We start from the raw sequence: 11965 nt of genomic DNA, 5'->3' as shown, positions 1-11965 counted from the left end.
CCCATGAATTTCGTTCAGAAACTCGCCGCTCAAGTGTTCCGCATCGACCAGCCTATGAGCCCGTCTGACCGGGATTCGTTCTTGCGAGTGGGCGGCGGCATGGAGAGTTCGAGCGGGGCCGTGGTCAATGACCAGACCGCAATGAAGGTGGCCGTCTTTTGGCGCTGTGTGTCGCTGATCTCGGGTGCCGTGGCTAACCTGCCCTTGGACTTAATCGAGCGCCGCGCCGACGACGTAAGAGCACCCGCCACGGGGCACCCCCTGCGCCGCGTGCTCACCGTCAAGCCTAACCATTGGCAGACGCCCGCGGAGTTTAGGAAATACCTACAGACCTCGGTCCTAATGCGCGGCAATGGCTATGCGCTGATCGTGCGGACGGGCAACGCAGTCCAAGCCCTGATACCGATCCACCCTGACCGCGTGACAGTGGAGCAGGGAGACAATCTAAGCCTGACCTATCGCGTGACCACCAAGGACGGCAGCACTCGCCAGTTCCCACAACGCGACGTGCTTCACCTACGGGGCTTGAGCCTGGACGGGTTCACCGGACTGAGCGTCATTTCATATATGCGGGAAGCCCTGGGGCTATCGCTCAAAGGCGAGGAAGCCACGGCACGGCTCTTTAAGCAGGGCAACCTTGCAGGCGGATACTTCACCCACCCCGACAAGCTGAGCCAGGACGCATATCAGCGCCTACGGGCCAGCCTTGTAGAGCGTGCTGGATCGGGCCAAGCCCATAAGTGGGATATCCTCGAAGAGGGCATGAAGCCCGAACCACTAAAGATGAACGCGCAAGACCAGCAGTTTATAGAACTACGCGACCTGCAAAAATACGATATCGCTACCTTCATGGGCGTGCCACCTCACCTAGTCGGCTTGTTAGATAAAACCACAAGTTGGGGCAGTGGCATTGAGCAGCAGTCCATCGGTTTCGTTATCTACACCCTAAACGACTGGATCAAGACTTGGGAAGAAACGCTCAAGCGTGACCTGCTACAGGAAGCGCAGTGGGAGACCCATGATTTCCGCTTTTACGTCCAGGGACTAATGCGCGGCGATAGCGGAGCCCGTGCCAATTACTATGCCCAAGCCCTGCAATATCGCTGGATGAACCCTAATGAAGTCCGGGCGCTAGAGGATATGGCCCCCTATAGCGGCGGCGATACGTTCCTTGATCCCCCTAACACTGCTGGCACGCCCGTCGGAGGTAACGATGAGTCTTAAAGCCCTGCCCGAGCTAAAGGGCTTTGACGCCCTGCGCACCCTTGCCTTTGAGCCCGACCCGCAGGCGGTCGAGCAGTGGAACCCCGCGTTGCGTGCAGCCGAGGCCGACGACCCTGCGACCGTCTCCATCTATGACACCATAGGCGAGGACGAGTGGGGCGGGTTTAGCGATAAGCGGATGGCCGCAGCCCTGCGCGCCATTGGCCCCAAGGATGTGACCGTCAACATCAACAGCCCCGGCGGAGACTTCTTCCAAGGGCTGGCTATCTACAGCCTCCTGCGTGACCACCCGGCGCGCGTCACAGTGCAGGTGATGGGGCTGGCAGCGAGCGCCGCGTCGGTCATCGCTATGGCAGCCGACGACCTCCGTATCAGCGATGTGGGTTTCCTCATGATCCACAATGCTTGGGGGGTAGTCATCGGCAACCGCCACGATCTGCGCCAAGCGGCCGAGACCCTGGAACCCTTCGACGATGCAATGGCGTCCCTCTACGCCCGTCGCGCCAATGTGGACAAGGAAACCGCTGCCGCATGGATGGATCAGGAAACCTGGCTCAATGCGGAGCAGGCGGTCGAAGCCGGTCTAGCCGATAGTGTCATAAATGGCGAGCGACCCGTCGAGGCCCCGGACGCCACAACCAATTCCCTTGCCGCAATTAGGCGAGTGGAAGCAGCCCTTGCCAGCCAAGGGCTATCCCGCCGGGAGCGCCGTAGCCTCCTTGGCGAAATCACCAATACCCCCCGTCCTGCCGTAGCGGACGAAACCCCCGAGTTGGTGGGCGCACTGCGCTCGCTTTTGTCTAGTTTGGAGAACAAAGCATGAATGCAATTAACCGAGGGCTCGTCAGCGTGCGGGCCGATGCCGGGGGCGGCGACACCCGTGCCCTGGTCAACCAGATCCAGTCGGCCTTCGAAGAGTTCAAGAAGGCCAATGACGAACGTCTGAACGGCAAGGCCGATGCGGTCCTGAATGAAAAGGTGGACCGGATCAACGCCCACATCAGCGACTTGCAGACGCAGCTCGCAGACGTGGCCAGCCGCAACGCTGGGGCCACCCTGGGCGGCAATGCAAGTCCGGTCGGCGAGGTGCAGGCGGCAGCCGACTTCTCGCGCCAGACTGGCCAGCAGGTCAGCCCCGAGGACCTCCGCGCCTACCGGGCCGCTATCAACACCTACCTGCGCCGTGGTCCTGCCACGCCCGCAGACGTGCAGGCGGCGATGTCTGTAGGTTCCGACCCGGACGGGGGCTATCTGGTCGAGCCCACCCTCGGCGGACGTATCGTCCAGAAGGTCTACGAAACCAGCCCAATCCGGCAGGTCGCCAACGTGACCACCATCGGCACGGACGCGCTCGAAGGCTTCAACGACTTGGACGAAGCCGGGTCCGGTTGGGTTGGTGAAATGGACGCCCGCAACGAAACCAGCACCCCGACCCTGGGGCAGTATCGTATCCCCGTGTACGAGGTTTATGCCGAGCCGAAGGCAACGCAGAAGCTGCTCGACGATGCGGCTTGGAATGTCGAAGCGTGGCTGACCGATAAGGTTTCCAGCCGGTTCGTGCGCCAGGAAAATACCGCCTTCGTCAACGGTGACGGAAGCAACAAGCCTCGCGGTTTCCTCGACTACACAACCAATGACAAGGATGACAGCGCCCGCTCCTGGGGCAAGCTGCAACACGTCCTGACCGGGGCCAATGGTGAATTCCTCGATCTGGACGTGGATACCGGCGACTACCCTGGCGATTGCCTCGTTGACGTGGTGTTCGCCCTGAAGGCTGCCTATCGCTCCAACGCCGTTTGGATGATGCCGCGCAGCGTGGTTGCGACTGTGCGGAAGCTCAAGGACGCCGATGGAAATTACCTTTGGCAGCCGGACTTCCAACAGCGCCAGGGCGGAATGCTCTTGGGCTACCCCATCGTGGAAGCTGAGGACATGCCCGAAGCCGACAACGGCAGCCTTTCCATCGCGTTTGGTGACTTCAACGCGGGCTACCAGATCGTCGATCGCACTGGCATCCGCGTCCTGCGCGACCCGTATACGCAGAAGGGTTTCGTGAAATTCTACGCAACGAAGCGCGTCGGCGGTGATGTGGTCAACTTCGAGGCCATCAAGCTGCTCAAGTTCGCAAGCGCCTAATAGGAGAAAATAGTGATGCGTGACAATTCCTCTAACGTCGGCGTGGTTGCGAGCGTGGTGCCGCAGACCGCGACCGGCAATGTGACCGGCGATCCGGTCGATACGCGCGGATACGACAGCGTGACCCTGGTTGTGGCCACTGGCGCAAGCACGGGCTTTGATGCGGCTGCCGAAGTGCAGGCTAGTGATTCCACTGGTAGCACCTCGTTTGCAGCAGCCGACAGCGCCGAACTGGTCGGATCGTTCGATGCCCTGGAAGCCAATGCCGTGCAGCGTGTCGGATATGTCGGGTCCAAGCGATATGTGCGTGTCGTCCTCGACCACGACAGCGGCAGTGTCGATGCCTCCGCGGTTGCGGTGCTCGGCCACGCGCATCAGCGCCCGGTCGCGTAATGGCTGGGGGGCAGGTTAAGAGCCTGCCCCCACTGCCCTTGGAGGCTACCTACATGCACGCGCTACCACCCGTCCTTGTCACCCCGCCTAGTGGCGTCCTGCTGTCGCTGGCCGAAGCCAAGGCGCACCTCAATATCGACGTGGATGCGACCTATGATGATTTCACCATCAACACGTATATCGACGCTGCGACCGCCTACCTCGACGGATATCACGGCATCCTTGGCCGTGCCCTACTGAACCAGACGTGGAAACAATCCTACGCCGAGTTCTCGTGGCTACTGCGCCTACGTTTGGCACCCGTCTTAGAGGTCACACAGCTCACCTACTACGACAGGGACGGGCAGCAGCAGACTGTCGATTCCGAAGCCTACAGTCTCTTCCACGATGACCTTGGGCCACTGGTCACGTTCCATGATGACTACCAGTTCCCCAGCGTAGCGAACCGCCCCGACGCGGTAACAGTCACTTATGAATGTGGAGTGGGCGACCAGCCCGTTCCGCACCCGGTCAAGCAAGCTGCCCTGCTCTTGGTCGGTCACTGGTATGAGCACCGGGAGGCCGTGTCCGAGGTCGCACAGTCTGCCGTGCCAATGGCCGTCGATGCACTGGTCGCCCCGTACAGACGAGTGGGGCTGCGCTGATGCTTATTGGACGCCTCGACACCACCATCAAAGTGAAGCGCAAGACGCTGGATTACTCTGGCCCCGAGCCGGTGGAAGCGTGGATCACCTTCCTAACCTGCCGCGCCAATGCCAAAGACGCGAGCGCAAGCGAGAGCTATCAGGCACAGGCCGTCCAGGCTTCCATCACCACAAGGTTCACAGTCAGGTGGTCGCCAGACGCGGGCGAGGTCAAACCGCAGGACCGCATCCTTTACGCTGGCAGAACCTACAACGTGACCGGATGCCGTGATGTGGGGCGGCGGCGCTGGCGTGAGATAGATGCCGTGGCGGAGGATTCCTGATGGCCGCAAAGTTCCACGTTGCAGGTCTAAAGGAATTGGCGACCAGCCTGGACGATATGAAAAAGTCCACGGCCAAGAACGTAGTGCGACGGGGCTTGCGCAAGGCTCTCCAGCCCGTGGCCGACCATGCCAAAGACCTTGTGCGCGAGGACTCCGGCGCGCTGAAAGGGTCGATCAAGGTAGGGGCACAGCTCACCCGCAAGCAGAAGTCACTGCACAGGGCTAGGCGCGATGCCGTGCATATTTTCGTCGGAGCCGGTGGGCTCACCCAAGCAGTGACCGAGGAATACGGCACCATCGACCAAGCGCCCCATCCGTATATGCGCCCGGCTTGGGACGCGCACGCGGATAAGGTCATGCCGACGGCAGTGCAGGAAATAAACGTAGAGATCGACAAGGCTAAGAAGCGTGCCGAGCGACGGGCAGCACGGGCCAAGGCCAAGGCCATAGCGGCAGCGAGGGCGAACCGATGATGATGGCTGACCTGATCGCACACCTACGCGCCGAACCTGCCGTGGCCGATCTTGTAGGGCACCGCGTAACGCCAGTGACCCGCTACGAGGAAACCCTACCTGCCGTGGTGGTCACACAGGTCAGTGGGCTCACCGTCCTGACAATGGCCGGACTGGACTCCATGAAGCGAAGCCGGGTGCAGGTGGACTGCTGGGGCACGACATGGACCAGTGCGAAGCAGGTCGCCGAGGCGGTCGAGTCCACCATCAACGGTGAGTGTGGCGTGACCTGGGGAGACACCCTGTTCGGAGAAGTGCATCTCCAGACCATCCGCGACACCAGAGAGACAGGCTCGAACCGCCCCGACTACCTCTTTAGAACGATGCTAGACTTCCATGTCTGGCACCGGGGGGCTTAGTCCTCCAACTCATCCGGCAACCGTCTAGCTACATACCAACCCTCGCCCAACTCCTCTGGATGTGGGAAGCCGGCCTGCTGCCATGCAACCATGCGCTGATGGTTCATTAGCCAAGTAGTATTGCTATCGAGATCAAACAGACAGCACCACTCGGGCAGGGCGGCGTTCGCGTCGATAGGTAGCCACTTCGCCGCGTCGATCTCGTATGTTCGAATTTCAATGGCATACTGGCTCGCAGCCACGCAGAACGGCATGGCAGGCAGGGTTTGATAGATCGTTTTCATATATACAACTCCACAGTTTGCGCGGGGCACCATTGCCCTTGCGTAGGAGTTATACCGGCGGCGATTCCTATATAATTTAAATTCGATATTTCTCTAACGCATAACGCGCAAGGGTAGAGGCTTGCTGACACAGGCTGCTGACACAGGACGCTGACACGGCCAGACCAGACGCAGCAGACCTCCCCTTGTTACCCCCTTTGCACCCGCTGGCACCCTACGGGCACGCGCTACCCCCTTTGCGTGACACCAAGCCCATGCCAGCACAGACCGCGCAAAACTGCGGCTTGCTTGCTGACACAGTGCTGACACGGGGCAAAACAGGGGCTAGACCCTGGTGAGGGCTAGGCCAAAAAAGCTAGGTTTTTCAGGAGGGTAGGTGGTGGGCGCGGCTGGGATTGAACCAGCGACCCCTGCCGTGTGAAGGCAGTGCTCTCCCGCTGAGCTACGCGCCCGCATGTCTGCGGCGGGCGTTTGTCTAAGCGGCGGCGGGGGGGCTGTCAAGACGCGCGAGGCGGCGCGCTTGGGGGCAAGTGGCTTTTCCCGCGCCGGCGCCTGCGGCAGCATGGGCGCAGCAGCCTTCTGGAGGGATGATGACAGCGATTCTGATCACCGGCGCGGCCGGCTTTCTCGGCCAACACCTGGCGCAGCACTTCGCGGACAAGGCCGAGCGCCTGGTGCTGAGCGACATCAAGCCGCTGCCCGAAGAGCCGGCGGGTGCTGAGCGCGTGCAGGCGGACCTGGGCGACCAGCAAGCGGTGCTGGAGATGGCGCGCGGGGTCGACGCCATCCTGCACTTCGGCGGGCTGCCGGTGGAGTACCCCTTCGAGGAGATCCTGCACGCCAACCTGCGCGGCTCCTACCATGTCTTCGAGGCGGCACGGGCCAGCGGGGCGCGGGTCATCTTCGCCAGCTCGAACCACGCCATTGGCTACTACGAGCGCAGCCAGCGCCTGGACGTGGCCGATCCGCCGGTGCCCGACGGCTTCTATGGCCTGTCCAAGGCCTATGTAGAGCTGCTGGCGCGCACCTACTGGATGAAGCACGGGGTGGAGAGCGCCAGCCTGCGGATCGGCAGTGCGCTGCCGGAGCCGCGCGATGCGCGCAACCTCAGCACCTGGTTCGCACTGCCGGACATGATGGCGATGATCGAGGCCTGTCTGGCCGCTCAGACGCTGGGCTGCCGCCTGCTCTGGGGCGCCAGCGCAAACAGCCGCGGCTGGTGGGGCAGGGACGATCGTGAGGGCCTGGACCTGCCGCCCTTTGACGATGCGGAGCGCTTCGCCGCCGCACTCGAGCCGAAGGTGACCGACGATCCGGTGAACGAGCGCTACCAGGGCGGCAGCTTCGCCAGCGACGGCTATGACCGTGACGCGCCGGCGCCGCCCCCGCCGCTGAGAAGGTGATGGTCCGGTAGAGCAGATCGACTCAAATCGGGTTCGCGAAGCGGCCCGGTTTGAGTCGTGAATCTGCTCTACACCCTGATTCAGAGCGGATTCACGCGTTTGTTCTGAACGCTGCGCGTTGCAGATCAAGTGCGATCCACTCTCGCCTATTCCGCTTCGCAGGCCCAGTCGGCCAGGCGGCGCAGGAAGGCGGTGCAGGCCTCCACCTGGGACAGCTCGATGAACTCGTCGGGCTGATGCGCCTGGTCGATCGAGCCGGGGCCGCAGACCACGGTGGAAAGCCCCGCCTGCTGGAACAGACCGCCTTCGGTGGTAAACGCCACCATGCGGCTTTCGTTAGCGCCGGTGAGGCGGCGCACCAGGGCCTCGGCGGCGCCCTCGCGCTCGGGCGTGAGCGGCGGCACGGCGGCAATGGCTTCGGTGACGATGTCGGCTTCCGGCGCGAACTCGCGCAGGGCCGGCAGCACCTCCTCCTGCGCGAAGGCTTCCATGCGCCGGTGGATGTCTGTCGGATCGTCGCCGGGCAGGCTGCGATACTCCCACACGAAGCTGCAGGCACCGGGCAGGATGTTTAGCGCGGTGCCCCCCTCGATGGTGCCGACCTGCACCGTGGTATAGGGCGGTTCGAAGCGGGGGTCGCTGTGCTGTCGCTTCTCCTGGCCCAGTTGCCAGAGCTTCTCGATCAGGCGCCCGGCGGCAAAGATCGCCCCGGCGCCGCGGTGCGGCTGGCTGGAGTGGGCCGGGCGGCCGGTGATGCTGGTGCGGAAGGCATGGACGGCCTTGTGCCCGGTCACCAGGCGCATGTCCGTGGGCTCGCCGATAATCGCCAGCGCCGGCAGGGGCAGGTTGGCGCTCATGTCCTCGATCAGCCCGCCCACGCCCAGGCAACCGACCTCCTCGTCATAGGAGAAGGCGAGATGGATCGGGCGGCGCAGGGGCCGCGCGGCGAACTCCGGCGCCAGTGCCAGCGCGATGGCGAGGAAGGACTTCATGTCGGCGGTGCCGCGGCCATAGAGGCGGCCGTCGCGCTCAGTGAGGGTGAAGGGGTCGCTGGACCAGGTCTGGCCCTCCACCGGCACCACGTCGCTGTGGCCCGAGAGCACGATGCCACCGGGAATGTCCGGGCCGATGCGGGCAAAGAGATTGGCCTTGGTGCCCTCGGCATTGGCGGTGCGGCGGCAGCGCGCGCCCAGGCCCGTGAGTCGTTCCTCAACCCAGTCGATCAGGTCGAGGTTGGAGCGGCTGGACACCGTGGGAAAGGCGATCAGCCTGGCAATCATCTCTTTCGGGTCGAGCGTCGCGTCGGTCATGGATCCTCCGGTCTGGGGGAAGGTGAGGCTTAGCTGCGCCAGAAGCTCGGCATGAAGAGCACCAGCACGGTGAAGATCTCCAGTCGGCCCAGCAGCATGCCGGCGGACAGCAGCCATTTGGCCGAGTCCGGCAGCGGCGAGAAGTTGCCGGCGGGCCCGACGATGGGGCCCAGGCCCGGGCCGACGTTGGCCATGGCGGTGGCGGCGGAGGACACGGCGGTCACGAAGTCCAGGCCGATCGCACCCAGGATTGCCGCCAGCACGGCAAAGCAGAAGATGAAGAGAAAGAAGAAGCTCATCACCGAGGCGCTGACCTGATCGGTCACCGGCCGGCCGTTGTAGTTCACCAGGAAGACGCCGCTGGGCTGCATCAGCCGCATCAACTGGGTCATGGAGGTGGCATAGAGCACCTGGAAGCGGAAGACCTTGATGCCACAGGAAGTGGAGCCGGCGCAGCCGCCGATGAACATCAGGAGGAAGAAGACCGCCACGGCAAAGCCGCCCCAGAGATCGAAGCTGGTGGTGGCGTAGCCGGTGCCGGTCATGATCGAGATGGCGTTGAAGGTGGTCAGGCGCAGAGCGTCGAGCAGCGGCAGGTGGCTCATGGTGAAAAAGAGCCAGAGCGTAAGCGCGGCGATGGCCACGGCCATGATCGAAAGCATGCCGCGGACCTGCTCGTCGCGCAGCAACGTGGTCCAATCCCCCTGCAGGCTGCGCAGGTAGAGCACAAAGGGCATGGAGCCGAGGATCATGAAAAGGCTCGCGGCCCACTCCAGCGCCGGCTCGTGGAAAGCGGCGAAGGAAGCATCGCGGGTGGAGTAGCCGGCGGTGGAGACGGAGGTCATGGCGTGGGCCACGGCGTCGAATGCGCTCATGCCCAAGAGGAAGTAGGTCGCCACAGCCAGGAAGGTGACGAAGATATAGACCGCCACGATCTGCCCGGCGATCTGTGCGGCACGGGGCAGGACCTTGTCGGTCTCGAAGGCCTCGATCTTGAAGAGCTGCATGCCGCCGATGCGCAGCATGGGCAGGACCGAGATCGCGGTGACGATGATGCCGATGCCGCCCAGCCATTGCAGCAGCGCGCGCCAGAGCAGGATCCCATGTGCCGTGCCATCGAGGCCGACGATCACTGTCGAACCGGTCGTGGTGATCCCCGACATGGCCTCGAAGAAGGCGTCGGTGTAGCTGAGCTGCGTGCTGCCCAGGGTGAAGGGCAAGGCGGAGAAGATCGCCAGCACCACCCAGACCGTCGCGGTGAGAATGAAGGCCTGGCGCAGTTCGAGCTGCGGGCGGTTGCCGCGGCTCGCCAGGGCCATGCCGACGCCGATGAACAGCGTCAGCCCGGAGCAGAGCAGAAACACCGGCCAGTCGTCGTCCCCGAAGCTGGCGTCCACCGCGGCGGGCGCCAGCATGATCAGCGCCAGGACCGAGAGGATGATGCCGTTGACGAAGACGACGGGCTTGAGATTGGGCATCGCGGGCGATCCGGCGAAACGCCCCGCGCGCGCCTAACCGGCCGACCCGCGATGGCCGACCAGGGAGAGAAACTCGCGCCGGGTGGAGGCGTTGTTGCGGAACAGCCCGAGCATTCGACTGGTGACCATGTTGACCCCCGGTTTGTGGATGCCGCGGGTGGTCATGCACTGATGTTCGGCCTCGATCACCACGGCCACACCCAGGGGATCCAGCACATCCTGCAGCGTGTTCGCAATCTGCGCTGTCATCTTCTCCTGAATCTGTAGCCGCTTGGCATAAGCCTCTACGACACGGGCCAGTTTCGAAATCCCCACCACTCGCCGACGCGGCATGTAGGCCACGTGGGCGACGCCGATGATCGGCGCCAGATGATGCTCGCAGTGGCTCTCGAAGCCGATGTCCTTGAGCAGCACCATCTCGTCGTAGCCGTCGGTTTCCGCGAAGGTGCGCTGCAGCAGTTCCACCGGATCGATGGCATAGCCGGCAAAGTACTCTTCATAGGCACGCGCTACCCGGGCCGGCGTGTCGCGTAGGCCCTCGCGCTCAGGATTGTCTCCGGCCCAGCGCAGCAGCAACCTGACGGCGGCCTCCGCTTCCTCCCGGCTCGGCCGGTCGGTCAGTGAATCGTCGGAAGGGCCGGAGGGCGAGGTCTTCACCGAAGTCATTTTCATTGGCGGCCTCCTATGCCGCGCTGTCAGGGCATGAAGTCGAGTGTTTGGAACTAGTTGATCCGCACGGCTTCATGCGGGCTGTCCAGAGAGAAGGCGGGAATGGCGATCCAGAAGCGTTCCCCGCCGTCGCTTTGCATCTCGTAGCGACCCTGCATGATGCCGCTGGCCGTCGGCAGCGGGCAGCCGCTGGTGTAGACGAAGCTCTCGCCGGGTGCCAGATGCGGCTGCTCGCCCACCACTCCTGGCCCCTCGACTTCCTGATTGAGGCCGTTGGCATCGGTGATGCGCCAATAGCGGTTGAGCAGCTGCACAGCCTCGGCGCCGTGGTTCTCGATGCGCACCTGATAGGCCCAGACGTAGTGGTGGTTCTCCGGCTGCGACTGATCCTCCAGGAACCTGGGCTCGACCGTCACCTGAATGGAACGGGTGGTTTCACTGTAGCTCAAGGCTGTACTTTCTCTCGCTCACATGGTGTCCGGGGCATCGACGACGGCATCGATCTCCGGGCGCATGGTTTCGGCCATCTGCAGATCCTCGTCGCTCACCTGCTCGATGGAGCGGGCAATCGCCACGGCCGGTCCCATCATCTCCAGCATGCTGGCGCGCTGCTCCTCGCTGACTCCGGGTTGATTCTCGATCTGCTCCAGCGCCGCCGTCATCTCTTGCAGCATGTTCGGGTGCTGCTCCCGGATTTGCAGTGCCATGTAGGCGCGCAGGGTGCGATCACCGACCTCGGCCCAGCGATCCTCATCCGTAAAGTCCTGATCGACAAGAATGGCCTGGAACTCCGGGTAGCCTTCGTGGCCGCGGAACTCTTCAAGCGAGGCGGCCATGGGCGAAAAGCCGTCGTCGGGGTTGATCTCGATGTTGTCGAAATCGCTCTCGTCGTAGCGCTGGCCCAGTTCTTCGAGCGCGTCCAGCGTCGCCAGGAAGCGACGTACCTCGTCTTCTTGTAGCGGCGCGCCACTCTGCGCCTGGGCGGTGAACGGCAGCAGGACGATCAGCGCGGCAAGCAGGGCGGAGCGCAGGCCAAAGCGCAGTACGGACATGGGTAACCTCTATGAAACGTCGTTGACCGGCAGGAGCCTAGAGCAAGTCCCCGTGAGTTGAAACCTCGCAGCGCAGCTTCCATGCTGGCCCAGAGCATGGCGGCAAGCTTGGCGGCAAGGGCACGTGCGGCGCGGCATATGGCGCTTGCGCGCCCCAGCAGCGCTGGGCTACCAAGCA

15 protein-coding genes and 1 tRNA gene are annotated in these 11965 nt (G+C 63.4%); 9 read left to right on the top strand and 7 right to left on the bottom strand.

Translation table 11 applies throughout. The annotated features are described in order from the left end of the window. Positions 1-3 precede the first annotated feature (3 nt). From ABZ720_RS09360 to gp17, 8 genes are read left to right on the top strand one after another with little or no spacing between them, the layout of a single operon-like run. The gene (locus ABZ720_RS09360; protein WP_366555255.1) at positions 4-1224 is read left to right on the top strand and encodes a phage portal protein; all 1221 of its coding nucleotides are present in this window, start codon (positions 4-6) and stop codon (positions 1222-1224) included. Next, positions 1214-2047, top strand: coding sequence for a head maturation protease, ClpP-related (locus ABZ720_RS09355; RefSeq protein ID WP_366555254.1), 834 nt, complete (start codon positions 1214-1216; stop codon positions 2045-2047). The genes ABZ720_RS09360 and ABZ720_RS09355 overlap by 11 nt, the downstream gene beginning before the upstream one ends. After that, positions 2044-3360, top strand: a complete 1317-nt coding sequence (locus ABZ720_RS09350) for a phage major capsid protein (protein WP_366555253.1) — start codon at positions 2044-2046, stop codon at positions 3358-3360. The genes ABZ720_RS09355 and ABZ720_RS09350 overlap by 4 nt, the downstream gene beginning before the upstream one ends. 15 nt (positions 3361-3375) lie before the next feature. Continuing rightward, positions 3376-3753, top strand: coding sequence for a hypothetical protein (locus ABZ720_RS09345; RefSeq protein WP_366555252.1), 378 nt, complete (start codon positions 3376-3378; stop codon positions 3751-3753). A gap of 53 nt (positions 3754-3806) precedes the next feature. Beyond that, positions 3807-4397: a head-tail connector protein gene (locus ABZ720_RS09340; protein ID WP_366555251.1), complete on the top strand. Its 591-nt coding sequence runs from the start codon at positions 3807-3809 to the stop codon at positions 4395-4397. Next, positions 4397-4720 carry a phage head closure protein gene (locus ABZ720_RS09335; RefSeq protein ID WP_366555250.1) on the top strand — a complete coding sequence of 108 codons (324 nt, stop codon included), beginning with the start codon at positions 4397-4399 and terminating at the stop codon, positions 4718-4720. The genes ABZ720_RS09340 and ABZ720_RS09335 overlap by 1 nt, the downstream gene beginning before the upstream one ends. Further along, positions 4720-5193: an HK97-gp10 family putative phage morphogenesis protein gene (locus ABZ720_RS09330; RefSeq protein WP_366555249.1), complete on the top strand. Its 474-nt coding sequence runs from the start codon at positions 4720-4722 to the stop codon at positions 5191-5193. Before ABZ720_RS09335 ends, ABZ720_RS09330 begins: the two co-directional genes overlap by 1 nt. Then, on the top strand, positions 5190-5591 hold the full coding sequence (gene gp17 / locus ABZ720_RS09325) for a tail completion protein gp17 (RefSeq protein ID WP_366555248.1): 402 nt from the start codon (positions 5190-5192) through the stop codon (positions 5589-5591). The genes ABZ720_RS09330 and gp17 overlap by 4 nt, the downstream gene beginning before the upstream one ends. Here the strand turns inward: gp17 and ABZ720_RS09320 are convergent. Next, entirely contained in the window at positions 5588-5875 is a 288-nt protein-coding gene (locus ABZ720_RS09320; RefSeq protein ID WP_366555247.1) for a hypothetical protein, read from the bottom strand. The two genes, gp17 and ABZ720_RS09320, sit on opposite strands and share 4 nt — an antisense overlap. Before the next feature lie 377 nt (positions 5876-6252). Further along, positions 6253-6327: transfer RNA gene (locus ABZ720_RS09315), tRNA-Val, on the bottom strand. Between the two features lie 135 nt (positions 6328-6462). On the opposite strand from ABZ720_RS09315, the gene ABZ720_RS09310 reads away from it, so the two are divergent. Continuing rightward, positions 6463-7278, top strand: coding sequence for an NAD-dependent epimerase/dehydratase family protein (locus ABZ720_RS09310; protein ID WP_366555246.1), 816 nt, complete (start codon positions 6463-6465; stop codon positions 7276-7278). Positions 7279-7424: 146 nt separating this feature from the next. On the opposite strand, the gene argE is transcribed toward ABZ720_RS09310, so the two are convergent. The 5 genes from argE to ABZ720_RS09285 are packed head-to-tail and all read right to left on the bottom strand — an operon-like array spanning position 7425 to position 11787. Further along, a complete protein-coding gene (gene argE / locus ABZ720_RS09305; RefSeq protein WP_366555245.1) occupies positions 7425-8588 on the bottom strand; it encodes an acetylornithine deacetylase in 1164 nt (387 codons plus the stop codon). Positions 8589-8617: 29 nt separating this feature from the next. Further along, positions 8618-10066, bottom strand: a complete 1449-nt coding sequence (locus ABZ720_RS09300; protein WP_366555244.1) for a TrkH family potassium uptake protein — start codon at positions 10064-10066, stop codon at positions 8618-8620. A gap of 33 nt (positions 10067-10099) precedes the next feature. After that, on the bottom strand, positions 10100-10738 hold the full coding sequence (gene folE / locus ABZ720_RS09295) for a GTP cyclohydrolase I FolE (RefSeq protein ID WP_366555243.1): 639 nt from the start codon (positions 10736-10738) through the stop codon (positions 10100-10102). A 50-nt stretch (positions 10739-10788) separates the two neighbouring features. Next, positions 10789-11184 (bottom strand): Co2+/Mg2+ efflux facilitator ApaG/CorD, encoded by a 396-nt coding sequence (gene apaG, locus ABZ720_RS09290; RefSeq protein ID WP_366555242.1) that lies wholly within the window; start codon positions 11182-11184, stop codon positions 10789-10791. A gap of 18 nt (positions 11185-11202) precedes the next feature. Next, a complete protein-coding gene (locus ABZ720_RS09285) occupies positions 11203-11787 on the bottom strand; it encodes a hypothetical protein (RefSeq protein ID WP_366555241.1) in 585 nt (194 codons plus the stop codon). Positions 11788-11965 lie beyond the last annotated feature (178 nt).

This window comes from Aquibaculum sediminis (assembly GCF_040712085.1).
GTDB classification, from domain to species: domain Bacteria; phylum Pseudomonadota; class Alphaproteobacteria; order Kiloniellales; family DSM-21159; genus Aquibaculum; species Aquibaculum sediminis.
Note: the sequence above shows the minus strand (reverse complement) of the source record. Positions and strands in the feature narration are given on the sequence as shown.